The sequence below is a fragment of the Microbacterium hanjuni genome, from assembly GCF_043556395.1.
Lineage (GTDB): Bacteria > Actinomycetota > Actinomycetes > Actinomycetales > Microbacteriaceae > Microbacterium.
The window spans coordinates 606,699-630,435 of record NZ_JBIGIK010000002.1 but is presented as its reverse complement, the minus strand read 5'-3'; the positions used below and the strand labels follow the sequence as shown (position 1 = coordinate 630,435).

Annotated in this window: 19 protein-coding genes; 5 read left to right on the top strand and 14 right to left on the bottom strand. The window is 69.9% G+C overall.

What is annotated here, in order from left to right; translation table 11 throughout:
* Positions 1-49: 49 nt before the first annotated feature.
* From ACFXP5_RS10765 to ACFXP5_RS10755, 3 genes are read left to right on the top strand one after another with little or no spacing between them, the layout of a single operon-like run.
* A complete protein-coding gene (locus ACFXP5_RS10765; RefSeq protein ID WP_394544601.1) occupies positions 50-1,210 on the top strand; it encodes a type III polyketide synthase in 1,161 nt (386 codons plus the stop codon).
* Entirely contained in the window at positions 1,207-1,899 is a 693-nt protein-coding gene (locus ACFXP5_RS10760; protein ID WP_394528623.1) for a methyltransferase domain-containing protein, read from the top strand. The genes ACFXP5_RS10765 and ACFXP5_RS10760 overlap by 4 nt, the downstream gene beginning before the upstream one ends.
* Positions 1,892-3,034: an FAD-dependent oxidoreductase gene (locus ACFXP5_RS10755; protein ID WP_394544599.1), complete on the top strand. Its 1,143-nt coding sequence runs from the start codon at positions 1,892-1,894 to the stop codon at positions 3,032-3,034. The genes ACFXP5_RS10760 and ACFXP5_RS10755 overlap by 8 nt, the downstream gene beginning before the upstream one ends.
* Positions 3,035-3,736: 702 nt before the next feature.
* On the opposite strand, the gene ACFXP5_RS10750 is transcribed toward ACFXP5_RS10755, so the two are convergent.
* Entirely contained in the window at positions 3,737-4,579 is an 843-nt protein-coding gene (locus ACFXP5_RS10750; RefSeq protein WP_394544598.1) for a UbiA family prenyltransferase, read from the bottom strand.
* 172 nt (positions 4,580-4,751) lie between these two features.
* A complete protein-coding gene (locus ACFXP5_RS10745) occupies positions 4,752-6,917 on the bottom strand; it encodes an ATP-dependent Clp protease ATP-binding subunit (protein WP_394544597.1) in 2,166 nt (721 codons plus the stop codon).
* Between the two features lie 122 nt (positions 6,918-7,039).
* Here ACFXP5_RS10745 and ACFXP5_RS10740 point away from each other — a divergent pair, with 122 nt between their 5' ends.
* A complete protein-coding gene (locus ACFXP5_RS10740; protein ID WP_394544596.1) occupies positions 7,040-8,524 on the top strand; it encodes a DUF2252 domain-containing protein in 1,485 nt (494 codons plus the stop codon).
* Here ACFXP5_RS10740 and ACFXP5_RS10735 read toward each other — a convergent pair.
* From ACFXP5_RS10735 to ACFXP5_RS10715, 5 genes are all read right to left on the bottom strand, one after another.
* Positions 8,410-9,447 carry a GlxA family transcriptional regulator gene (locus tag ACFXP5_RS10735; protein ID WP_394528628.1) on the bottom strand — a complete coding sequence of 346 codons (1,038 nt, stop codon included), beginning with the start codon at positions 9,445-9,447 and terminating at the stop codon, positions 8,410-8,412. The two genes, ACFXP5_RS10740 and ACFXP5_RS10735, sit on opposite strands and share 115 nt — an antisense overlap.
* A 542-nt stretch (positions 9,448-9,989) precedes the next feature.
* The gene (locus tag ACFXP5_RS10730; protein ID WP_394544824.1) at positions 9,990-11,318 is read right to left on the bottom strand and encodes a glycosyltransferase family 4 protein; all 1,329 of its coding nucleotides are present in this window, start codon (positions 11,316-11,318) and stop codon (positions 9,990-9,992) included.
* Positions 11,319-11,336: 18 nt separating this feature from the next.
* Positions 11,337-12,548 (bottom strand): glycosyltransferase, encoded by a 1,212-nt coding sequence (locus ACFXP5_RS10725; protein WP_394544595.1) that lies wholly within the window; start codon positions 12,546-12,548, stop codon positions 11,337-11,339.
* Between the two features lie 100 nt (positions 12,549-12,648).
* Entirely contained in the window at positions 12,649-14,736 is a 2,088-nt protein-coding gene (locus tag ACFXP5_RS10720) for an ABC transporter ATP-binding protein (protein ID WP_394544594.1), read from the bottom strand.
* Complete coding sequence (locus tag ACFXP5_RS10715) at positions 14,733-16,460, bottom strand: ABC transporter ATP-binding protein (protein WP_394544593.1); 1,728 nt, start codon at positions 16,458-16,460, stop codon at positions 14,733-14,735. The genes ACFXP5_RS10720 and ACFXP5_RS10715 overlap by 4 nt, the downstream gene beginning before the upstream one ends.
* A 115-nt stretch (positions 16,461-16,575) precedes the next feature.
* On the opposite strand from ACFXP5_RS10715, the gene ACFXP5_RS10710 reads away from it, so the two are divergent.
* Positions 16,576-17,172: a hypothetical protein gene (locus ACFXP5_RS10710; protein WP_394528633.1), complete on the top strand. Its 597-nt coding sequence runs from the start codon at positions 16,576-16,578 to the stop codon at positions 17,170-17,172.
* Positions 17,173-17,175: 3 nt separating this feature from the next.
* Here ACFXP5_RS10710 and ACFXP5_RS10705 read toward each other — a convergent pair whose 3' ends face one another.
* The 7 genes from ACFXP5_RS10705 to ACFXP5_RS10675 all read right to left on the bottom strand — a co-directional run bounded on the left by ACFXP5_RS10705 (position 17,176) and on the right by ACFXP5_RS10675 (position 23,640).
* Positions 17,176-17,967: a potassium channel family protein gene (locus tag ACFXP5_RS10705; protein ID WP_394544592.1), complete on the bottom strand. Its 792-nt coding sequence runs from the start codon at positions 17,965-17,967 to the stop codon at positions 17,176-17,178.
* 9 nt (positions 17,968-17,976) lie between these two features.
* Positions 17,977-18,897, bottom strand: a complete 921-nt coding sequence (locus ACFXP5_RS10700; protein ID WP_394544591.1) for a ribokinase — start codon at positions 18,895-18,897, stop codon at positions 17,977-17,979.
* The gene (locus ACFXP5_RS10695; RefSeq protein WP_394528636.1) at positions 18,894-19,346 is read right to left on the bottom strand and encodes a heat shock protein transcriptional repressor HspR; all 453 of its coding nucleotides are present in this window, start codon (positions 19,344-19,346) and stop codon (positions 18,894-18,896) included. Before ACFXP5_RS10695 ends, ACFXP5_RS10700 begins: the two co-directional genes overlap by 4 nt.
* A 50-nt stretch (positions 19,347-19,396) precedes the next feature.
* Positions 19,397-20,395 (bottom strand): DnaJ C-terminal domain-containing protein, encoded by a 999-nt coding sequence (locus tag ACFXP5_RS10690; RefSeq protein WP_394528637.1) that lies wholly within the window; start codon positions 20,393-20,395, stop codon positions 19,397-19,399.
* A gap of 7 nt (positions 20,396-20,402) precedes the next feature.
* On the bottom strand, positions 20,403-21,005 hold the full coding sequence (locus ACFXP5_RS10685) for a nucleotide exchange factor GrpE (RefSeq protein WP_394528638.1): 603 nt from the start codon (positions 21,003-21,005) through the stop codon (positions 20,403-20,405).
* A gap of 2 nt (positions 21,006-21,007) precedes the next feature.
* Complete coding sequence (gene dnaK / locus ACFXP5_RS10680; protein ID WP_394528639.1) at positions 21,008-22,870, bottom strand: molecular chaperone DnaK; 1,863 nt, start codon at positions 22,868-22,870, stop codon at positions 21,008-21,010.
* A gap of 200 nt (positions 22,871-23,070) precedes the next feature.
* The gene (locus tag ACFXP5_RS10675; protein ID WP_394544590.1) at positions 23,071-23,640 is read right to left on the bottom strand and encodes a hypothetical protein; all 570 of its coding nucleotides are present in this window, start codon (positions 23,638-23,640) and stop codon (positions 23,071-23,073) included.
* Between the last annotated feature and the right edge of the window lie 97 nt (positions 23,641-23,737).

The following is a 23,737-nucleotide window of genomic DNA, read 5'->3' as shown; positions in this document are numbered from 1 at the left end:
GGCGCGCCAGCCCTCGCCGACGGGGGTCAGGGGGTGCCTATCGTTGAGCATGACCGCCAGCATCCTGGGGATCGGCACCGCCGTGCCCGACACCCGCCTGACACAGGATCGGGTGCGCGACCTTCTTGCCGCTCAGCCCGGAATCGACCGTCTTGCCCGGCGTCTGCTCGATGCGGCCTTCGATGCCGCCGCGATCGACACCCGCCACACGGTGCTCAGCGAGCTCGGCGGCAACCCGCCCTCCAGGCTCGACGTGCTCATCGAGCCGGCCCAGTTGCGCGCACCCTCGACCGGCGAGCGCAACGCCGAATACCGCCGCGTGGCTCCGGCCCTCTTCGCCGAGGCCGCCCGCGACGCCCTCGCTCGTTCCGGGGTCTCCGCCGACGCGGTGACGCACGTCGTGACCGTGTCGTGCACGGGCCTGTTCGCCCCCGGCCCCGACTACCTGCTCGTGCGCGACCTCGGCCTCTCCCCCGCCACCGAGCGCTACCACCTCGGCTTCATCGGCTGCGCGGCCGCCCTCCCCGGACTGCGCCTGGCGAGTCGGATTACCGCCGCCCAGCCCGAGGCCGTGGTGCTGGTGGTCGCGGCCGAGCTCTGCTCGCTGCACATCCGCAGTTCGCGCGACCCCGAGCAGATCGTCGCGGCCTCCGTCTTCGCCGACGGCGCGGCTGCCGCGGTCGTCTCCGCCGACCCGGCGCTGCAGCGCGGCCGGCGCTTGGAACTGACCGGCTTCGGCACCCGCCTCACCGACGAGGGTGAAGACGACATGGTGTGGACGATCGGTGACGAGGGGTTCGAGATGACCCTCACCGCCCAGGTTCCCCGCATCGTCGGACGTGAGATCGAGGCGGCGGTGCGCAGCCTCTTCGGCGGCATGGATTCCGTCGACGCCTGGGCGGTGCACCCGGGTGGGCGCAGCATCCTGGATCGCGTCGAAGACGGTCTGGGCCTTCCTCCCGATGCCCTCGAGGCCTCGCGCGACGTGCTGCGTCGCTACGGCAACATGTCGAGCGCCACGATCCTCTTCGTGCTGCAGCAGATGATGATGGGCGACGAACGTCGCGACGGCGAGCGGATGGCCGCGATCGCGTTCGGGCCCGGGCTCACGATCGAGGCCGCGCAGCTCGTCGTCCGCGGGGTGGATGCTTCGATCCTCGGCGCGGGCGATCTCGTCGAGCTCGTGTCGGGCTCTGCCGTCGCCCCATGAATCTGCGCGAACGCGACGTCGCCCTGACCGAGATCATGGACGACCCGGGGTGCGACCCGGTGCGCCTCGCGGCGACCTACCGCCGCTTCGACACCGTCAATCGCCTCGTCTCGAGCTGGGGCACGGTCTACCGCACCACGCTCCGACCGTTCCTCCGCCAACTCGGACGCCCGGCCCGCGTGCTCGATCTCGGCTCCGGCGGCGGCGACGTCGTGGCTCGCCTCGCGCGCCTGGCCGAGCGCGACGGACTCGTGGCCGACTGGACGGGCGCGGACCCCGACCCGCGCGCCCATGCCGCAGCGCGGTTGCGCGAGGCGCCCGGGGTCACCTTCGTGGCGGCGAGCTCGACCGACCTGCGCGCGGCCGGCGAGACGTACGACGCCGTGCTGTCGAGCCACGTGCTGCACCACCTCTCCCCCGACGTGCTGCGCGAGGTCACCGACGATTCGCTCGCGCTGTCGCGGGGAATCGTGATGCACTCCGACATCGAACGCGGCCCCCTCGCCTACGGGCTGTACGCGGTCGGGGTGCTGCCGCTGTCGGCCGGCACCTTCCTGCACACCGACGGACTGCGCTCGATCCGCCGCAGCTATCGCGCCGACGAGCTCGCCGCCGAGCTCGGGGCGCCGTGGCGCGTCGAGCGTCCGGCTCCGTTCCGCCTGCTCGCGACGGCGGTGGGCCGTGGCTGACGTCGTCGTCGTCGGGGCGGGTCCGGTCGGGATGCTGCTCGCCGGGCTGCTTCACCGCAACGGCCTCGAGGTGACCGTGCTCGAGCGACGCCCCGCGGCCTCGCCCGGCTCCCGCGCGATCGGCATCCATGCTCCGAGCCTCGCCGCGCTCGAGTCCTCGGGGGTGACCGAGCGCTTGCTCGACCGCGCCCTGCGCGTGTCGCGGGGCGAGGCGCGCTCGGGCGGCAAAGTGCTCGGCGCCGTGCGCTTCGACCGCCTGTCGACCCGGTTCCCCTTCGTGGCCACGCTGCCGCAGTCCGCGACCGAGGAGGTGCTCGCCGTCGACGCTCCGGTCGTGCGGCGCGGCGTGGAGGTCACGGCGCTGCGGCCCGAAGGCGGACGCGTGCGCGTGTTCCTCGCGGGCGATGAGAACGGCCGCGGCGGCGAGCAACTGCTGGCGAGCGTGGTGCTCGTGGCCGCCGGCGTCGCCGCGCGCGGGCTGGTGTACCGGGGCAACGGCGTGCGGGTGCGGCAGTACCCCGACCGCTACCTCATGGCGGATCTGACCGCCCAGGGCGGACCGGTCGCCGTCGTCACCCTCGATGCGCACGGGGTGCTCGAGTCCTTTCCCCTCCCCGACGGGGTGCGGCGGTTCGTGACCTGGGACCCCGAGCCCGGCCACGACGCGCCCGAAGCCCGAACGGCGCGGCTGCGAAGGGCGCTCGAACAGCGAGGCGAGGCCGAGGCGGCAGCATCCCTCGTCTCGGCCTCCGGCTTCCGCGTGCGCCGTGCCGTCGCGCCCGCGCTCGTGCACGGCAGCCTCGTCGTGCTCGGCGACACCGCGCACGAGGTGAGCCCGATCGGCGGGCAGGGGATGAACCTCGGGCTGCTCGATGCTGCGACCCTGGCGCCGCTCGTGACGGACTGGGTGCGCTCGGGCCGCCGTCCCGACGCGGAGCTCGACCGCTGGGAGCGGGACCGGCTCGCCTCGGCGCGGACCGCCGCGCGCCTCGCCGCCGCGAACACGACCCTCGGGCGCCCGCTCGGGCCGGCCGGTGATGCCGCCCGGCGGGCGCTGTTACGGGTGGCTCTCGGTTCGCCCGCTTCGGGTATCTTCGCGCGCGCCTACGCGATGGGTTTCGACCGCGCCGCGTGAGCTTTCCAGGTGTCTCGGCGCAGCCGGACACAACTCCTCCATTTGCCGACGGTTCGTAGAGCGCAGCGGCATCGTGGCGCGGACGGCCGATTCGCCCGCCGCCGGATTGGAGGAGTTGTGTCCCACCCGGGGCCGGACCCAGGGTAGGGGCCGCGGCGGGTACGAGACCAACCGGACACACCTCCTCCACCACCGGGGGGTGAGCCGGGTAAGCGTCGGACCCGGGGCCGGTGTAGGCAACCGGACACACCTCCTCCACTTCCCGACGGTTCGAAGGGCGCAGCGGCATCATGGCGCCGGCCGCCGGTTCGCCCGCCGCCGGATTGGAGGAGTTGTGTCCCACCCCGGGGCCGGACCCGAGGTAGGAGCCGCGGCGGGTGTGAGACCAACCGGACACAACTCCTCTACTTCCCGACGGTTCGAAGGGCGCAGCGGCACCGTGGCGCGGGCGGCCGGTTCGCCCGCTGCCGGATTGGAGGAGTTGTGTCCAACCCGGGGGCCGGACCCAGGGTGGGGTGAGGTGGGGTGGGGTGAGCCTTCGTCCCGCCACCTCGGGTGCCGGCCCGCCCGCCTCCGCCGCACCTCCCGAGCCCCAGAACGTACGTTCTCGACGAAACCGCACGTCCTCGAGCGCGACAGCGTGCGTTCTCGCCCAATACGTGCGTTCTGGGCGAACAAGCCCGGCGGAGGTGACCGCCCGGGTCAGGGGGTGAGGGCGGAGCCCGTCGCGACGAGCTGGGCGGCCAGCAGCAGGGCCGCGAGCATCACGAGGCGGAACACCGCCCTTCCCGGAGGACGGACGAGGGCCAGGATGCCGGTCGCCACCGCCGCAGCGAGGACGAGGGCGGCGAAGATCCACCCGAGCGGGGACACCGCGGCGAGCTCGCCGCCGCTGGAGCCCCAGAGCACCGCGATCGCGCCGGCGAGGATCCCCACCACGGCGAGCACCGCCGACACCCGGGCGCCGAGTCGGTGCGGCAGGCCGCGCACGCCCGTGCGCTGATCGTCGTCGAGGTCGGGGAGCACGTTGGTCAGGTGCACCGCCGCCCCGAGCGCCGCCCCGGCGACACCCGCCCACAGCGGAGCGAGTGTGGGCGCGGGAGCCGAGAGGGTGGCGAGCGAGGGGAACAGCCCGAAGCTGATCAGGAAGGGGACGAGCGAGAGAGCCGTGCCCTTCAGCCCCGCGTTGTACGCCCAGGCGCCGGCGAGGAAGACGGCGGTGGCCGCCAGCATCCCGAAACCCAGCACGCCGGCGAGCACGAGAGCGCCGGCTGCGGTCGAGACGGCGGTGCCGAGGGCCAGCCGCGCCGAAATGACGCCCGCCGCGATCGGCTTGTCGGTGCGTCCGACGGCCTGGTCGCGACCCGCGTCGATCGCGTCGTTGGAGAGCCCCACCGAGAGTTGGCCGAGGAAGACCGAACCGACCAGCAGCGCGAGGCGCACAGCATCCAGCCCCGTCGCGATGCCCAGCGCGAGGGAGAGTGCAGTGACGACGAGGGTCGGTCCCGGGTGCGTCGAGCCCCAGAGCGCGCGCAGCGTCGTCATCCCTCGACGCTACCCTCCCCCGCGAACCTCGAGCCTCCGCTCGCGCTGCCGGCGAATCCATGCTCCGCCGCACGAATCAACGCCCGGATGCTGCACCCGAGGGTGGATTCGAGCATCCGGGCGTTGATTCGCGCAGACAGCCCGGCAGCCAGGCGGCCAGGCAGCCGGTGAGCTAGGCGGCCGCGGGGCCGTCGCTGCGCAGCGCCAGGCCCGAGCCGTCGGGCGCGACGTCGACCCGGACGAGGTCGCCGTCGTGCACGCCGCCGCCGAGGATCGCCATCGCGAGACGGTCTTGCACCTCGCTCTGGATGAGCCGGCGCAGCGGACGCGCGCCGAACACCGGGTCGTAGCCGCGTTCGGACAGCCACGCGCGCGCGTCGGGGGTGACGGCGAGCGTGAGGCGCCGTTCGCGCAAGCGCCGCTGCAGCCCGTCGACGGCGAGTTCGACGATCTGCGCGAGGTCGTCCTGGCTCAGCGGCTGGAAGATGACGATGTCGTCGAGGCGGTTCACGAACTCGGGCTTGAACGCCTGGCGCACCAGCGCCATGACCTGCTCGCGCTTCTGATCCACCGACAGCGTCGGGTCGATCAGAATCGGCGAGCCGAGGTTCGACGTCATGATCAGGATCGTGTTGGTGAAATCGACCGTACGGCCCTGCCCGTCGGTGAGCCGGCCGTCGTCCATCACCTGCAGCAGGATGTTGAAGACCTCGGGGTCGGCCTTCTCGATCTCATCCAGCAGCACGACGCTGTACGGGCGCCGGCGCACGGCCTCGGTCAGCTGACCGCCCTGCTCGTAACCGACGTAGCCGGGAGGGGCTCCGACGAGGCGCGAGACCGAGTGCTTCTCGCCGTACTCCGACATGTCGATGCGCACGATCGCGTGCTCGTCGTCGAAGAGGAACTCCGCGAGCGCCTTGGCCAGCTCGGTCTTACCCACACCGGTCGGGCCGAGGAACAGGAACGACCCGATCGGACGATTGGGGTCGCTGAGCCCGGCCCGCGAGCGGCGCACCGCGTCGGAGACGGTCTTGACCGCGTCCTTCTGCCCGATGATGCGCTTGCCGAGCTCCTTCTCGAGGTGAAGGAGCTTCTCGGTCTCCCCCTGCAGCAGCCGGCCGACCGGAATGCCCGTCCACGCCGCGATGACCGAGGCGATGTCTTCGTCGGTCACCTGGTCGTTGACCATCCGACCCTCGCCGTCGGCCGAAGCATCCTCGCCCTCCGCTTTGATCAGCTCGCGCTCGAGCGCCGGGATCTCGGCATAGAGCAGGCGGGAGGCCTTCTCCAGGTTGCCCTCGCGCTGCGCACGCTCGGCTTCGCCTCGGGCCGCGTCCAGACGCGTCTTCAGCTCACCGACGCGGTTCAGCGACGCGCGCTCGAGCTCCCACCGAGCCTGCAGGTCCTTGAGGGTCGCCTGCTGCAGCGCCAGAGTCTCGCGCAGGGTCGCCAGCCGCTCCTTCGAGGCCGCGTCCTTCTCCTTCTTCAGCGCCAGCTCCTCGAGCTTCAGCCGGTCGACGAGTCGACGCAGCTCGTCGATCTCCAGCGGCGCGGAGTCGATCTCCATCCGCAACCGCGACGCGGCCTCGTCGATGAGGTCGATGGCCTTGTCGGGAAGCTGACGGGACGGGATGTAGCGGTTGGAGAGGGATGCTGCCGCCACGAGCGCCGCGTCGGCGATCGCGACCTTGTGGTGCGCTTCGTAGCGTTCCTTCAGGCCGCGGAGGATCGCGATGGTGTCTTCGACGGTCGGTTCACCGACGTAGACCTGCTGGAAACGGCGTTCGAGCGCAGCATCCTTCTCGATGAACTCGCGGTACTCGTTGAGCGTCGTCGCACCGATGAGGCGCAGTTCGCCGCGCGCGAGCATCGGCTTGAGCATGTTGGAGGCGGCGACCGAACCCTCGCCACCACCGGCGCCCATGAGCACGTGCAGCTCGTCGATGAACGTGATGATGCGCCCGTCGGACTCGGTGATCTCTTTGAGCACGCTCTTGAGGCGCTCCTCGAACTGCCCGCGATACATCGCGCCCGCCACGAGGGCGGAGATGTCGAGGGTGATGAGTTCCTTGTTCTTGAGGCTCTCGGCGACGTCGCCGGCGACGATGCGCTGGGCGAGACCTTCGACGACGGCGGTCTTGCCGACGCCGGGCTCGCCGATCAGGACCGGGTTGTTCTTGGTGCGGCGCGTGAGCACCTGGCTGACCCGGCGGATCTCGCTGTCGCGACCGATCACGGGGTCGAGCTTGCCCTGACGGGCGAGGTCTGTGAGATTGATCCCGAACTGCTCGAGGGGGCTCTGGGCCTCCTCCTGCCCGGGCTGCTGGGTGGCGTTCATTCGGTCTCCTGAAAGTCGTGGTCGCACTCGCAAACTTGAGTGCTTGCGCCTCAACTTTATCAGGTGCGCCCTTCGTTCCACCAGTACTCACGACCGTTCCCGAGGGGGGCTACGGTGAGGCCGTGACCTCGCCCGCACCCGACCTCCCCCATGCCTCCCCGCCGTCGACGGCCGAGGGACGCGCCACCGGCCGCGGCACCCGGCAGCGGCTGCCGCGCCGCGATCTGGCGACGTTGACGACCACGGGCCGCGATCCGCTCTCGATCCTCACCGCTCAGAACGCACCGCGCGTGCCCGAGCTCGTACCGCTGCGCATTCAACGCATGGCGGCGAGTCCCTTCGCGTTCTACCGTGGCGCGGCCGCCGTCATGGCGGCCGACCTCGCCCGCGATCAGACCACGGGCATCGTCGTCGCCTCCTGCGGCGACGCGCACGTCGCCAACTTCGGCTTCTACGCCTCGCCCCAGCGTTCGCTCGTGTTCGACCTCAACGATTTCGACGAAGCGGCCTGGGCCCCCTGGGAGTGGGATCTCAAGCGTCTCGTGACGAGCATCGTGCTCGCGGGCGGCGAAACCTCGCGCAGCGACCAGGTCGTGCGGGAAGCGGCCGGTGCCGCCGTGATCACCTACGCGCGGGTGATGGACCGGCTGGTCGACCGTGACCCCGTCGCCCGCTACTTCGAGCACTTCTCCCCCGAGTCGCTGATGGGCTCCTTCGACCCGCAATCGCGCGCGGTGCTGGGCGAGGCGATCCGCGACGCGAAACGGCGTACCGGCGGTCGCGCGGTGCGTCGGCTCACCGTCGGCGGGGGTAGCGGCGGACGACTCGCTTTCACCGAGCAGCCCCCGACGATGGTGCACCTCGACGCGGAGACGACGCAGCGCCTTCTCGCGGTCGAGGGCGACTACCGCACCTCCGTGAACATCGATGTCGCCGTGCTGCTCGAGCAGTACTCGATCGTCGACGTCGCCCGGCGGGTCGTGGGTGTCGGCAGTGTCGGCACGCGCTGCTACCTCGTGCTGCTGCAGGACGGCGACGCGCACGCGCTGATCCTGCAGGGCAAAGAGGCGGTGCGCAGCGTGTTGGATGAATACGGCAACTGGCCCCAGCCGCCTGCTCTCACGTCGCTGATCGCCTCCGCCGGCCAGGGCGCGCGGGTGGTCTCGCTGCAGCGGGTGCTGCAGGCGGTGTCCGATCCGTTCCTCGGTCACGTGCGCAGCGCCACCGATTTCTACCTGCGGCAGTTGCACGACATGAAAGGGGGGATCGAGATGTCCGAGCTCGAGGACGGTCCGTTCCTCCGCTACGCCCAGGCCTGCGCTGCGACCTTGGCACGTGCCCACGCCCAGTCTCCGAACGCCCCGGCCGTCGCGGGGTATGCGGGCAGCGGCCGCGCTCTGGCAGGACCGATGGTCGAGTGGGCCTTCGCCTACGCCGACCTCACCCGCGCCGACCACGCCGCCTTCGTCGCGGCGAACCGCGACGCCGTCGCTCAGGCGACGGGGGCGAGCTCCGCCGCGACGTCAGCCTCCAAGGCATCGACCGAGAAGGGGTCGACCGACGCCGCGCCACGCGCCTCGGTCGTGCATGCGAAGCGGGAGCGGTAAGCGGTCGGGGTGATGCCGAGCGTGCGCGCGAAGTTCTGGCGCAGCACGGCCGCCGAGCCGAACCCGCTTTCGGCAGCGACCCGGTCGAGGCCGAACCCCGTCTGCTCGAGCAGCCGCTGCGCGTGGATGATGCGCTGACGCGCCAGCCAGGCCGCGGGTGTGGCACCGAAATCCGCCTTGAAGCGGCGCGCGAAGGTGCGCGGCGACATGTGAGCGCGCGCGGCGAGGTGGTCGACCGAGAGATCGGATGCGAGGTTCTGCAGCATCCATTCGCTCACCGGGGCGAGGGAGAGGGATGCTTCCACCGGCAGCGGTGCCGCGATGAACTGCGCCTGCCCGCCGTCGCGCTGGGGAGGAACGACCATGCGCCGAGCGATGGTGTTGGCCGCCTCCGCCCCCAACTCCTGACGGAGGAGGTGCAGGCAGGCGTCGATACCGGCAGCCGTTCCCGCGCTCGTGATGATCCGTTCGTCCTGCACGTAGAGCACGTCGGGGTCGACCTCGATCGAGGGGTACATCGTCGCCATGATCTCGGCGTACATCCAGTGCGTCGTCGCCCGGCGGCCATCGAGCACGCCCGCGGCGGCGAGCACGAACGAGCCGCTGCAGACGCTGAGCAGCCAGGCGCCGCGGTCCGCCGCTCGCCGGACGACACCGGCGACGCGGGTGTCGACGCTCGCCCAGCGGGCGCGCGGGATCGGCGTGACGATCACCAGGTCGGCCTCGTCGGCGAAGGTCAGATCGTGCTCGACGTTGACGGAGAAGCCCATGCTGCTGTCGATCACTCCGGGCGCCGGGGTCACGATGCGGAAGTCGAAGGGCTCGATGCCGTCGTCGCTGCGGTCCAGGCCGAAGGCTTCGCACGCGAGCCCGAATTCGAACGGCGAGAAACCCGACTGGACGATGACGGCGACGGTTTTCACAGGGCTCCTCGGCGTTGGCAGGATTCGTTCGAACGATGGCCATACTGCCACTCGTGGCGGTATTCACACAATCGTAGCGTTACTGCCATGCTCATTCTCCTCTTCCTGACCGCCTTGTCCATCGCCGCGATCACCGCCACGGTCGCCTCCCTGCACGCCGACGGCTACCACCGCCTGCCCACCGACCCGCGACGCCTTCCCTGAACACCACCCGCGTCCCTAGACTCGGCGCGACGAGAATCGAGCCGACCGTGACGCAGCCCCATCCCCCGCAGCACCCCGCCGCTGGACCGCAGCCCGCACGCCCGCCCTACCCGGCGGCCTACCCGGCAGGCGCGCCGCCGCAGTTCTCCGGCTACGGCGCTCCGCAGCCCGCGGCTGTCGGTCGCCGTAATCCCGCGGGGCTCGTGGCCGTGATCGCCGCGGCCGGGCTGTTCGTGGTGAGCCTGATCGGGACCGTCGTGCAGGGCAGCTTGATCGTTCGCTCTGACGCGTATACGAGCTACGAATTCGCCGGCGCGGTCGTCGCCGTGCTGTCCGGCCTACTCGCCCTCACGGCGCTGGGCTTCGGGATCTTCGGCGTCACCCGACGAGACGCCCCCCGGGTGCTCGCGGGCATCGGCATCGGCGCCGGGGCCTTGGCCCTGTTCAACCTCGTGACGGGGTACGTCATCTACCCGCTCGTGCTGGGGGCCGTCGGATTCTGAAGCCCGGGCTCGGTCGTAGACGGCGATCATCGCGTCGGTGCGGGACGACTGGCGAAACCGCTCGCGGATCGAGGGGTCGGGCACGGGAGCGTGACCCTCGAGGATGTCGGATGCTGCGGAACGCAGCGCCGCGGCGAGCGCTCTCGTGCTCGCGTCGTGCACCGGCCAGTGGCCGGAACCCAGCTCGCGCGCGATGTCGGGATCGCTGACGATCGAGGGCACGCCCAGTGACGCGGCCTCGAACACCGTCATCCCCTGCGTCTCGAAACCGATCGAGGTCTGCACCACCGCGTCGGCGGCCGCGATCCGCCGTAGCGTCTCGGCGTAGGGCAGACGCCCAGCGAACGTGACCCGGGCGTTCGGGGCCAGCCGGCGGACGAGCCGGCGCGCCGCCCGCAGCTGCCCCCCGCCGCCGATCACCGCGACGTCGGCGTCGATGCCCGCTTCGGCGAGACTCCGGAGGAACGGCAGCAACCGCTTCTCCGGGCTCATACGCCCGATCCAGACCAGCCGCACGCGGCCCTCCGCGCGCGGGAACCTCGCGGCCCCGATCTCGTTCAGCACCGCGTCGTCGATACCGTTCCAGACGACGTCCACGTGAGGGAAGACGCGGTGCTGTTCGAGCCGGTGCGCGAAGTGCGACGACGGTGCGGTCACCGCATCCGCCCCCGACGCCAGGGTGCGGAGGTAGGCCCAACCGTCGACACCGGCTGCGGGCCCACCGCGGCGGAGCGCTCGGCGGGCCCAGGTGTTGAGCGCGCGCAGCACCAGCGAGGGCGCCGGCGCGGTCGCTTCGATGCCGACATCGACGCGGTTGTGCATCGTGTGAACGAGCGGCAGACGATGGCGCCGGGCGAAGCGGTGTCCGAGGAAGGCGCCCCAGAAGTCCGCCTGCACGTGCACGAGGTCGACGGGAGGTCGCCGTGTCATCGCCTGATCGAGGCGCCGGTCGGTGCTCGCGCCGGGCCAGGGGATGCCGTATTCGCGGTCGATCGTGATCGGCAGCGACGGCAGGTCGACGTAGGCCGGGTCGCTCACGCGACGCGCATGAAGACGGGGGGAGACAATCGTGACCGTGTGGCCGGCGCGCTCGAGGAAGCGGCGCTGCAGGCGCATCGACACCTGCGCGCCGCCCGAGGATTCGACGTGCTGATCGCCGAACATCACGACGTGCACGATGACCTAATCGGGGAGGGGCTCGCCGCGGTACAGCGCCTCGAAGGTGTCGAGGGTGTGCCCGATGTCGTGCACGATGACGCCGTCGAGCGAGGCCTGCTGCATGCGCAGGCGCTCCTCGGGGGCCGCGGTCAGCACGTCGGTGAGGCGCGCGGCCATCTCGTCGATGTTGCCTGGCTCGAACAGGTAGCCGTTCACGCCGTCCTGCACGAGGTGCGGGAGGGCGACGGCGTTGGCGGCGACGATCGGCAGACCCGATGCCATGGCCTCCATCGTGGCGATGGACTGCAGCTCGGCGATCGAGGCGATGGCGAACACGCTCGCCCGGGAGTACAGCGTGCGCAGCTCGTCGTCGGAGGCGTGTCCGTGGAACGTGACGCGGCCCGCGATGCCGAGTTGCTGAGCGAGCGTCTCGAGGTTCTTGCGCTGGTCGCCGCCGCCCACGATGTCGACGTGCACATCGAGCGCCGGGTCGAGTCGGGCGACGGCATTGAGCATGACGTCGATGGCCTTCTCGGTGGTGAGCCGACCGACGAAGAGCACCCGGTTCGCGTCGCGGGGAGTGAGGTCAGGGGTGTAATTGGTCTTGTCGATGCCGCAGCTGATCGGGATGACGCCGTGGATGTCGATCGTGGACTCGAGGAAATCGGCGGCGTTGCGCGTCGGAGTCGTGATGGCGCGCGTCATCCCGAAGGTGCTCTTCGCGTCGGCCCAAGCGAGTTTCACGACGAGCCGGTTGAGGGCGGGCGGCAGGGTCGTGAAGTCGAGCAGATTCTCAGCCATCACGTGGTTGGTCGCGACGACGGGGATACCGCGCTTGCGTGCCTCGCGGGTGAAACCTCGACCGATCACGATGTGCGACTGGATGTGCACGACGTCGGGCTGGACCGCATCGAGCACCTGGCGGGCGTAGTGCTTCGTGCGCCACGGCCAGACGAAGCGGAGCCAGTCATGCGGGGGCCAGCGCACCGACGGCAGTCGGTGCAGAGTCATGGGCTCGCCCTCGATGACTTCGATCGCCGGCGCAGCCTTGCGGTAGGCGCGATTCGGGGCGACCACGTGCACGTTGTGTCCGCGCTTCACGAGACCGGCGGCGAGGCGTTCGGCGAAGCGGGCCGCCCCGTTGATGTCGGGGGAGAAGGTGTCGCTCCCGATCACGATCGTGAGGGGTCGGTGGGAGTCGAGGGGTCCAGCGTCAGGCGTCGCGGGGGAGGTCACGGATGGCGGCCAATCTGTGCGGCGGGATGAGTCGCACGGTGCGGTGCATGCGGCCCCCACTGTACCCGAGGCGTCTCAGGACACCGCGGAGGCAGCCGGCTCAGCGTGCCGCTGCGTCGCCCGTTGTCGCCTCCGCTTCGCTGCGCTCGCCCGCCGTCTCGACCGCCGGGGCGCCGTCACGCGCGTCGGCGAGGGCGTCCGGGTCGGGTGCGGCCTGTTCGAACTGCGACCGATACAGCCGCCAGTAGGCCCCCTCGACGGCGATGAGCTCTTCGTGGGTGCCCTTCTCGACGATGTCGCCGTGCTCCATCACGAGAATGAGGTCGGCGTCCCGGATGGTGGACAGGCGGTGGGCGATGACGAACGAGGTGCGCCCCTCGCGCAGCACCGCCATGGCCTGCTGCAGCAACAGCTCGGTGCGCGTGTCGACCGAGGAGGTGGCCTCGTCGAGGATCAGCACCGACGGTTGCGCCACGAAGGCCCGCGCGATCGTGATGAGCTGCTTCTCACCCGCGGAGACATTGGATGCTTCCTCGTCGAGCACCGTGTCATATCCCTCGGGGAGGGAGTGCACGAACCGGTCGACACGGGTGGCCACGGCGGCCGCCACGATCTCTTCGTCGGTCGCGCTCTCGCGCCCGTACCGGATGTTGTCGCGGATGGTTCCCGCGAACAACCACGGGTCTTGCAGCACCATCCCGGTGCGCGAGCGCACGTCGTCCCGCGTCAGTTCCGCGATGTTCTGGCCGTCGAGCAGGATGCGCCCGCCGTCGAGCTCGTAGAACCGCATGATGAGGTTCACCAGCGTCGTCTTGCCGGCCCCCGTCGGTCCGACGATCGCGACCGTCTGCCCGGGTTCCACCCGGAACGACAGGTCGGTGATGAGCGGGCGCTCGGGGGTGTACGAGAACCGCACGTTCTCGAACTCGATCACACCGTCTCCGTCGACGGGGCGGGGAGCATCGGGCGCGTCGGGTGACTGCTCCTCGGCGTCGAGCAGTTCGAAGACCCGCTCGGCCGAGGCGGTGCCGGACTGCACGACCGCGGCCATTCCGCCCAGCTCCGACAACGGCTGGGTGAACTGCTGCGAGTACTGGATGAACGCCTGCACATCACCCAGGCGCAACTGTCCGCTCGCGACCATGAGACCGCCGAGCACCGCGATGCCCACGTAGGTGAGGTTTCCGATGAACATCATGCCCGGCATGATCATCCCCGAGAGGAACTGGGCGCGGAAGCTGGCCTCGTACAGCTCGTCGTTCTCGGCCTGGAACTTCTCACGCGAGTCCTTCTCGCGGCCGTAGACCTTCACCAGCGCGTGGCCGGAGAAAGACTCCTCGACGCGGGCGTTCAGGCGACCGACCTTGCGCCACTGGATGCCGAACGCCTTCTGCGAGCGCGGCCCGATGACCCCGAAGATCACGGCCATCAACGGCAGCGAGATGAGGGCGACGATCGCCAGCTGCCACGAGATCGTGAACATCATGATGAGCACGCCGACGACGGTCAACACCGAGGTGACGACTGTCGAGAGCGACTGCTGCATCGTCTGGGTGATGTTGTCGATGTCGTTCGTCACCCGGGAGATGAGCTCCCCGCGCTGCACCTTGTCGAAGTACGACAGCGGGAGGCGGTTGATCTTCGCCTCCACCGATTCACGCAGTCGCCACATCGTGCGCACCATGATCACGTTGATCACGAAGCCCTGGATCCAGCTCAAGAAGGAGGAGATCACGTAGATCGCGAGCACCGCGATGATCACCATGCGGAGGCGTTCGAAGTCGACGCCCGCGCCGACCTGAAAGTTCTGCATCGCCGAGACGATATTGGCCAGGTCACCCTGGTCGGCGTTGCGCAGCGACTCGACGACCTGATCCTGGGAGGTGCCGACGGGGAACTGGTCGCCCAGGGAGCGGGAAATGACGCCCTCGAAGATGAGGTTGGTCGCCTCCCCGAGCACCCGCGGCGCGATCACGGCCAGCACGACACCGAAGGCGCCCAGTGCCGAGACGATCGCGAAGGCGACCGCGTGGGGGCGCAGCAGGCCGATGAGCCGGGCGAAGCTCTTGCCGAAGTTGCTCGCCTTGCCGGGGGCGACGCTGTCCCAGTCGCCGGAGTTCAGCCGGGCCTGTTCGGCCAGCTCGAGTTCGAGGCGTTCGTCCTCGGTGAGGGCGTCGGGGGCGCTCATGCCTCCACCCCCAACTGCGACTCGACGATCTCTCGATAGGTCTCGCTGGTGGCGAGCAGCTCCTCGTGGGTGCCGAGCCCGACCATCCGGCCGTCCTCGAGCACGATGATGCGATCGGCGCCGATGATCGTGGAGACGCGTTGGGCGACCACGATCTTGGTGACGTCGGGCAGATCTCGCCAGAGCGCCTGGCGCAACCGCGCGTCGGTGGTCAGGTCGAGGGCCGAGAACGAGTCGTCGAAGATGAGGATGTCGGGTTGGTGCACGATGGCCCGGGCGATCGCGAGGCGCTGGCGCTGTCCGCCGGAGACGTTGGTGCCACCCTGCGCGATACGTGCCTCCAACCGGCCCTCCATCTCTTCGACGAAGTCCCGGCCCTGCGCGATCTCGAGCGCCCTCCACAGCTCTGCGTCCGTCGCATCCTCTCGCCCGAAACGCAGGTTCGACGCCACGGTGCCGGTGAACAGGAACGGGCGTTGCGGGACGAGCCCGATGCCCTTCCACAGCTCGTCGAGATCGGCCTCGCGGACGTCGACGCCGCCGACCCGTACGGCGCCCGCGGTGACATCGAACAGGCGCGGGATCAGCGAGACGAGCGTGGTCTTGCCCGCACCGGTCGAGCCGACGACGGCGACGGTCTCGCCACGGTCGGCGGCGAAGGTGATGCCCTGAAGAACCGGCGACTCCGCACCCGGGTAGAAGAACGCGACGTCCTCGAACGCGACGGACCCGGGGGTCGGGAACGTCGTCACCGGGTTCGTGGCGCGGGTGAGAGTCGACTGGCTGGCCAGGACCTCCCCGATGCGCTCGGCCGACACGGCGGCTCGCGGAATCATGATCGTCATGAAGCTGGCCATCAGCACGCCCATCAGGATCTGACCGACGTACTGCATGAAGGCGAACAGCGTGCCGATCTCGACGTTGCCGGCGTCGACCTGGATGCCGCCGAACCAGATCACGCCGACCACGGTGACGTTCAGCACGAGCATCGCGAGGGGGAACAGCAGCACGAACAGCGAACCGACCTTGCGCCCGACCACCATGATGTCGGTGTTCGCGCCCCGGAAACGCTCTTCTTCGATGTCTTCGCGCACGAAGGCGCGCACGACCCGGACGCCGGTCAGCTGTTCGCGCATGATGCGGTTGACCGCGTCGAGCTTGGTCTGGAAGGTGCGGAACAGCGGCACCATACGGCTGATGATGAGCGCCGCCACGAGCAGCAGCGTCGGCACCGCGACGCCGATCAGCCAGCTCAGGCCGACGTCCTGCTGCAGGGCCATGATCACACCGCCGATCGCGAGGAGCGGGGCGGTGACGAGCATGGTCGCGCCCATCATGGCCAGCATCTGCACCTGCTGCACGTCGTTGGTGTTGCGGGTGATCAACGAGCCGGGCCCGAACTGCGAGACCTCGCGCTCGGAGAACGCGCTGACCTTGTCGTACACGTCGCGTCGGATGTCGCGCCCGGCCGCCATCGCCGCACGGGCGGCGAAGTAGGTCGCGATGATCGACGCGGTGATCTGCCCGAGCGAGATGGCCAGCATGAGCGTCCCGGTCGACCAGATGAAGGCGGTGTCGCCCTGCGCGACGCCCTCGTCGATGATGTTGGCGTTGAGCCGCGGGAGGAACAGCGAAGCCATCGCGGAGATGAACTGGAACACCAGCACGCCGGCCAGCAGCCAGCGGTAGGTCTTCAGATACCTGAAGAGGATCTTTCCCAACACGAGGGCCTCCGGAAGAGAGAATCGAGGCGACACCGCGGCGACGTGCGCCGTCGTCTCAGACTGCCACCAACCTCCGACACGGCATAGGGTGCCGGCGGACGCCTACGCTGGGTGCATGCCGACCCGCCTGCAGGCCGACGCCGATCCCACCCGCTGGGTGGCCGTGACCGAGTCGCTCGGGCTGCGCGGTCGCCGGCACCGCAAGGCGGCGATCCGGATGCTGCTCGCTCAGGCGAACCGGGCTGTCGGGGCGAGCGACCGCCCGGGCAGCAGGGTGCTCGCGTGGGCGGCGAGCCAGGCCGCCCCGCTGCTGATGCGGCGCGCTGCGGGCCGGGTGCTCGTCTGGGTCTGGAAATCCGACCCAGAGCTGCTGGTCGCGATGGCGCAGGTGCAGGAGGCGACCCCGCAGCTGCGCGCCGCGCGAGCCGCGATGCCGATGGAGTATGACGACACCGAGGCGTTCTCGAACCCCCACCTGGGTGTCGGCGAGAAACTGGTGATCGACCTGCCGCCCGATCCCCGCACTCCCCCGTTCGCGACGTACACCTGGGACACCGGTTCGCACCTGGTCACGCTCACCGCGGTGTGCGGCGACCGTGCGCGCGTCGCGACCGTCCTGCCGGCGGTCGACGAGATCGCCCGCACCCTGCGCGTGGTCGATGATCTCCCCCTCGGGGAGTCGCCGACCGTGCTGCGGATCTCACCGGGCTGACGCTCAGGGCGTCCCGGGCCCTCCGGGTGCGGGGGCCGGCGGCATCTCGTTCTTCTGCACCTCGTGCATGACCGCCATCACGTCGCCGCGGGTCGCGGGGCGCTTCTCCTCGTGGCCCCGCGTGACGCGCTCGGCGACCCACGAGGAGAACGACGCGACGATGAGGCCGACGAGGATGACGCCTCCCATCATCAGGAAGATCGCCACCGTGCGTCCGCCGGTCGTGACGGGATAGAAGTCGCCGTAGCCGACGGTGCTGACGGTGCAGAACGCCCACCACACCGTGTCTTCGAACGTCGTGATGTTCGCCCCGGGGGCGTTCCGCTCGAAACTCAGCACTGCGAGCGACGCCTGCCAGATCAGCAGCAGCGCCGAGCCGAAGCCGTAGACCAGCAGGCTCGCGCGCAGCGAGTCGCCCGCCGACCCCCGCCGCGACACCAACCGCGTGACGACCCGCAGCAGGCGCACGGCCTGCAGGGTGGGGACGACCACGACGGCGGCGTCGAAGAGATGGCGGCGGAACCACGTGCCCCGCGGGTGGCTCATGATCAGGCGCGCGACGTAGTCGATGAGGAAGATCAGCCAGGTGACGGCGACCACGATCCACGTCAGACTCGACCACGGCTCTGTCAGATTGCCGACCACCTGGAAGGTGATCGCGAAGAAGAAGGCCAGGGCGGCGAAGATCAGCGGCCAGTAGCCGGCCTTCTCCCACCGCTTCATGGCCGCCGTCTCGCCCTGCTCTCGGCGAGCGGTCCGCGATGCGGCGGCGCTCAGGGACGGCTCGCTCGACATGGGAGCACTCTATGACGGCGAGGTCGGGGCGCTCAGCGCGCGATCGATCTCGTCGCGGTGGGGCATCGATTCCGCCGCCCCCGCTCGGGTGACGGTGATCGCCGCGGCCGCGGCGGCAGCGGAGAGGGCGTCCTCAAGCGACGCGCCGTCCGCGAGCCAGGCGACGAGTACGCCGACGAAGGTGTCGCCGGCGGCCGTGGTGTCGACCGGAGTCACCACCGGTGCGGCAAGGGTGAAGACGACGGCGCCGTCGCGCGCCACGAGCGCGCCGTGCGCACCGCGCGTCACGATGACGGTGCCCGCACGGCGACTGAGTCGGGCCGCCGCCTCGGCCGCGTCGGGGCTGCCACTGAGCTCGAGCGCTTCGTTCTCGTTGGGCACCAGCACGTCGGTGAGGTCGAGCAGCGCCTCGAGGTCGCGGCTCGCGGGCGCCGGGGTCAGCACCGTCGTCACTCCCGCCTCGCGGGCATGGCGCATCGCGGTCGCGAGCAGGGGGATCGGACGTTCCCCCTGAACGACGAGGTGGGATGCTGCCGCCACCGCGGCTTGATCGTCGGGCGAGAACTCCACGTCGTCGTTGGCGCCGGGCACGACCACGATCGTGTTCTCGCCGTCGTCGGTGACCGTGATCTGCGCGATGCCGGTGGCCTCGGTCGAGACCCGCAACCCCGACACCTCGACCCCGTCCGCGACGAGTCGTTGCCGCAGGCGTTCGCCGAAAGCATCCGCCCCGACGGCTCCGAGGAAGACGACCCGCGCGCCTGCCCGCGCCGCGGCCACGGCCTGGTTCAGGCCTTTACCGCCGGCGCCGGTCGTGAAGGCGGTGCCGAAGATCGTCTCGCCCGGTTCAGCCCGACGTGGTTGCCGCACCACGAGGTCCATGTTGGCGCTTCCGAGCACCACCACGTCTCCGCGGTCGGCGTCGCTCACTGCTCGGCGTCGTCCTGGCCGTGCGAGCGCTCGGCGCGCCACAACACGACGTCCGTCGCGCGGCGGACGCGGGCGCCGTGGCGCAGCGTGATCACAGCGCCGGTCGCGCCGGCGGCGAACACCCGGGCGCCGGGGCGGGTCTGGCGCTCGGCGGTCAGCTGGCGTTCCAGGTCGGTGACCCGACGGGTGAGGGCGTGCACGTGCTCCTCGAGCGCGACGAGGCGCGCGATCGCGGGCAGGCTCATGCCTTCGCCCGAGAGGCGCGACACCTCCCGCAGCTGCTCGACGTGACGGGTGGAGTATCGCCGCGACCCGCCCTGGGTGCGGGCGGGCACGACGAGGCCGAGCCGGTCGTATTGACGCAGCGTCTGGGGGTGCATGTTCGCCAGTTCGGCGGCCATGGCGATCGCGAAGATCGGTGCGTCCTCGTCGAGTTCCTTCTCTGCCACGTGATCACCTCCGTCTTCGTGCGACAGTCCTGCCGTTGTCGTGCGCTCTGCTAGCCGCGGGCCTTCGCCATCAGGTCACCGCGGGGGTTCTCCTTCGGTTCGACCTGCTGGTACTTCTCGAGTGCTTCGCGCGCCGCTTCGTCCAGATGCGACGGCACCGCCACCTGCACCTCCGCGAGGAGGTCGCCGGTGCCCTTGGTGGTTGCGACGCCGCGGCCCTTGACCCGCAGCACGCGTCCGGAGGGGGTGCCGGGCGCGACCCGCAGCTTGACCGGGTCACCACCCAAGGTCGGCACTTCGATGGTCGCACCGAGGGCCGCCTCGGTGAAGGTGACCGGCACCGTCACGCGAAGGTTGAGTCCGTCGCGGACGAACACCGGATGCGGCCGCACGGCCACCTGCACCACGATGTCGCCGGGTTCGCCGCCGTCGGGAGAGGGACTCCCTCGACCGCGCAACCGGATCTTCTGCCCGTCGGAGACACCGGCGGGGATCCTCACCTTGAACGGCTTGCCATCCTCGCCCGCGAGCGAGATGGTCTCGCCCTTCGTGGCGGTGAGGAAGTCGATCGTCGTGCGCGCCGTGACGTCGGAGCCGCGCTGCGGGCCGCCGAATCCGCGGTAGCCCCCGCTCGTCTGCCCGAAACGTCCGGAGCCGAAGCCGGAGGGTTCGAAGTTGGCGAAGAAGTCGTCGAAGTTGCCCGCGCTCTGTGTGCGCGGGCCTCCGCGACCCTGTCCGAACATGCTGAACACGTCTTCGAACCCGGCGCTGCCCTGGCCGCCGGCGGGCGCGCCGGCGCTGAAGCGGGCGCCCGAGCCCATCGCGCGGATCTGGTCGTACTCCGCGCGCTGATCGGCGTCGCTCAGCACGGCATACGCCTCGCTGATCTCCTTGAAGGTGGCCTCCGCCTTCGCATCACCCGGGTTGGAATCCGGGTGATACTTGCGCGCCAGCTTGCGGTAGACCTTCTTCAGGTCGGCCGCGGGGACGTCTTTATCGACGCCGAGCACCTTGTAGAAGTCTTTGTCGAACCAGTCCTGACTCGCCATGGCTCTCCTACTCGACCGGTACGGCGACGACGACCTTCGCGGGTCGCAGCTCGACCGAACCCAGGCGGTAACCCACCTCGACGACCTCGAGCACGGTCGGCGTCGTGACACCGGGGGTCGGCGCCTGGAAGATCGCCTCGTGCTGCTGCGGGTCGAAGGCCTCGCCCGCGGTGCCGTACGACACCACACCGAGACGTTCCGCGACGGTGCGCAGCTTGTCGGAGATCGCGGCGAAGGGCGTGCCCGCGACGAGATCGCCGTGCTTGATGGCGCGGTCGAGGTCGTCGAGCACGGGGATGAGACCCTTCACGGCCTCGCCCTTGGCGCGTTCGATCTCGCGCTCGCGCTGCTCCTCGGTACGCCGACGGTAGTTGGCGTACTCGGCCTGCAGTCGCTTGAGGTCACCCAGCAGCTGGGAGTCGTCCACGTTCTGACCAGCACCCGCGGCGTCACCGGCGTGAGCGTCGGCGGACTGGGGCGCTCCGAGGATGTCGTCCACGGTGAGTTCCGGCTCCTGCGGCGCGGGGCCGGAGGACTGCTCCTCCGACCCCGTCGGCGCGTCAGGACCGGCGCCCGAACCCTGGGGCTGTTCGTCGTCCTTGTTCGCCATGATTATTTCTTCTCGTCCTCGTCGTCCACGACCTCGGCGTCCACGACATCCTCGTCAGACGAGGGTGCAGCGTTCTCCGAAGGCGCCTCGGTGCCGGCATCCGGAGCCTGCTCGGCCTGACCGGCGCTGTAGATGGCCTCGCCGATCTTGCCCTGGCTGGCGTTCAGCTTGTCGAACGCGGTCTTCACCGCATCGTCGTCCTCGCCCGCGAGAGCGGTCTTGAGCGCGTCGACATCGCCCTGGACCTCGGTCTTGACGTCGTCGGGCAGCTTGTCGGCGTTGTCGGTGAGCAGCTTCTCGATCGAGTACGAGAGCGTCTCGGCCTGGTTGCGCACCTCGGCCGACTCGCGACGCTTCTTGTCCTCGGCCGCGTGCTCCTCGGCCTCGCGCACCATGCGCTCGACGTCTTCCTTCGGCAGCGACGAGCCGCCGGTGATCGTCATCGACTGCTCCTTGCCGGTGCCCTTGTCCTTCGCCGAGACGTGCACGATGCCGTTCGCGTCGATGTCGAAGGTGACCTCGACCTGCGGGATGCCACGGGGGGCCGGGGCGATGCCGGTGAGCTCGAAGGTGCCGAGCGGCTTGTTGTCGCGGGTGAACTCACGCTCGCCCTGGAAGACCTGGATCGCGACGGACGGCTGGTTGTCGTCCGCGGTCGTGAAGGTCTCGCTGCGCTTGGTCGGGATGGCCGTGTTGCGCTCGATGAGCTTGGTCATGATGCCGCCCTTGGTCTCGATACCGAGGCTCAGGGGGGTGACGTCGATGAGCAGGACGTCCTTGCGCTCGCCCTTCAGCACACCGGCCTGCAGAGCGGCGCCGACGGCGACGACCTCATCGGGGTTGACGCCCTTGTTCGCGTCCTTGCCGGTCTCGCGCTTGACGAGTTCGGCAACGGCGGGCATACGGGTCGAGCCACCGACGAGCACGATGTGGTCGATGTCGCCGACCTTGATGCCGGCCTCGCGGATGACATCCGCGAAGGGCTTCTTCGTGCGGTCGAGGAGGTCCTTGGTGAGGTCCTCGAACTTCGCGCGGGTGATCGTCTCGGACAGCGACACGGGGCCGGAGTCGGTGAGGGAAAGGTAGGGCAGGTTCACGCTGGTCGACGTGGAGCTCGACAGCTCCTTCTTCGCCTGCTCGGCAGCCTCCTTGAGGCGCTGGAGTGCGATCTTGTCGCCCGAGACGTCGACACCGGTGGTGTCCTTGAACTGCTTGATGAAGTAGTCGACGAGACGCTGGTCCCAGTCGTCGCCACCGAGGCGGTTGTCACCGGCGGTCGAGCGCACCTGGATGGTCGAGAAGTCGTCGTCCTTGCCCACCTCGAGCAGCGAGACGTCGAAGGTTCCACCACCGAGGTCGAAGACGAGGATGAGCTCGTCCTCCTTGCCCCGGTCGAGGCCGTACGCGAGGGCGGCAGCGGTCGGCTCGTTGATGATGCGCAGGACGTTGAGGCCCGCGATCTCGCCGGCCTCCTTCGTGGCCTGACGCTCGGCGTCGTTGAAGTAAGCGGGAACCGTGATGACCGCGTCGGTGACGGTGTCGCCCAGGTACTCCTCGGCGTCACGCTTCAGCTTCTGCAGGATGCGGGCCGAAATCTCCTGCGGCGTCCACTTCTTGCCGTCGACGTCGAAGGTCCAGGTGGTGCCCATGTGACGCTTCACGCTCGAGACGGTGCGGTCGACGTTGGTCACGGCCTGGCGCTTGGCGGTCTCACCGACCAGCACCTCGCCGTCCTTCGTGAACGCGACGACCGACGGGGTGGTGCGGAAGCCTTCGGCGTTCGCGATCACCTTGGGCTCGCCGCCCTCCAGGACCGAAACGACGGAGTTGGTGGTACCGAGGTCGATTCCAACTGCACGAGGCATGTTCATCTCCTTCTTGTCGGGTCCAGTGGATGCTGCGACCCGAGGTTGTACAAAGTTCTTCGGGGGCTCGTCCTCGCACGATCGGCGAGGTTGAGCCGTGATGACTCAACGCTATCGAGACGCTTCCCGCGCGTCAAGCGAACTTGCCATGAACAGGCTCAACCCTCAGCCTCGCGGTGCGTTCGGCTCGTTGGGCCCGCTCAGATCGAGTGCGCCAACGTCTGCAGCAGGATGACCAGCAGCCCGAGCCCCAGCAGCATGGCCAACGCGATAAGCTGCACCCACCACGCCAACTTCGACCGGCGCACGGCCAGCCAGCCGATGACCGCGAGCGTGACGATGTACACGGTCATGGTGGCGCGCAACGCCCCGCCGAGGTCGAAGACACCCGCCCAGGCGAGGGCGAGGATGATCCCCGGAACGAAGACCGTGCTCACGGCGCTGCCCGCGATCGCGATCATCACACCGAACTCCGTGCGGTTCGGGAAGGAGCGGTGCACGGCGAGGTGGGAGATCACGTCTGCCGCGAAACCGGCGATCGAGATGCCGAGCACGCCCAGCACGAGGCCGAGGAACGCGTGATCCGGTTCGGGGTGCTCGCTCGTCGCTGTCACCAGCACGATGGCGAGGCCGGTGAAGGCGGCGTACACCCGCTCTTTCAGTGCGGAAGCGACGGTGACAGCATCCGCCCCCGACGCGTCGTCGCGAGGGCGACCGGAGCGAGCGCCCCGATGCCCGTGCCCACGCGCGGTCAGCCGGTCATCCGCCATGGCGCCCCTCTCGTTTCCGCGAGCCTAGCGGCGCGCACCCGCTCAGCCTCTCCTCCGCGCACGCCACCGGCGGGGCGCCACCGACTGTTCACCGCGA

Excerpts from the sequence above, each read along its gene's own strand:
- ACFXP5_RS10685 (WP_394528638.1), bottom strand. The coding sequence starts at position 21,005 with ATGGCGAACAAGGACGACGAACAGCCCCAGGGTTCGGGCGCCGGTCCT.
- ACFXP5_RS10690 (WP_394528637.1), bottom strand. The coding sequence starts at position 20,395 with ATGGCGAGTCAGGACTGGTTCGACAAAGACTTCTACAAGGTGCTCGGC.
- ACFXP5_RS10710 (WP_394528633.1), top strand. The coding sequence starts at position 16,576 with ATGCCGACCCGCCTGCAGGCCGACGCCGATCCCACCCGCTGGGTGGCC.
- ACFXP5_RS10730 (WP_394544824.1), bottom strand. The coding sequence starts at position 11,318 with ATGTTCGGCGATCAGCACGTCGAATCCTCGGGCGGCGCGCAGGTGTCG.
- ACFXP5_RS10705 (WP_394544592.1), bottom strand. The coding sequence starts at position 17,967 with ATGTCGAGCGAGCCGTCCCTGAGCGCCGCCGCATCGCGGACCGCTCGC.
- ACFXP5_RS10720 (WP_394544594.1), bottom strand. The coding sequence starts at position 14,736 with ATGAGCGCCCCCGACGCCCTCACCGAGGACGAACGCCTCGAACTCGAG.
- ACFXP5_RS10760 (WP_394528623.1), top strand. The coding sequence starts at position 1,207 with ATGAATCTGCGCGAACGCGACGTCGCCCTGACCGAGATCATGGACGAC.
- ACFXP5_RS10765 (WP_394544601.1), top strand. The coding sequence starts at position 50 with ATGACCGCCAGCATCCTGGGGATCGGCACCGCCGTGCCCGACACCCGC.
- ACFXP5_RS10675 (WP_394544590.1), bottom strand. The coding sequence starts at position 23,640 with ATGGCGGATGACCGGCTGACCGCGCGTGGGCACGGGCATCGGGGCGCT.
- ACFXP5_RS10750 (WP_394544598.1), bottom strand. The coding sequence starts at position 4,579 with ATGACGACGCTGCGCGCGCTCTGGGGCTCGACGCACCCGGGACCGACC.
- ACFXP5_RS10745 (WP_394544597.1), bottom strand. The coding sequence starts at position 6,917 with ATGAACGCCACCCAGCAGCCCGGGCAGGAGGAGGCCCAGAGCCCCCTC.
- dnaK (WP_394528639.1), bottom strand. The coding sequence starts at position 22,870 with ATGCCTCGTGCAGTTGGAATCGACCTCGGTACCACCAACTCCGTCGTT.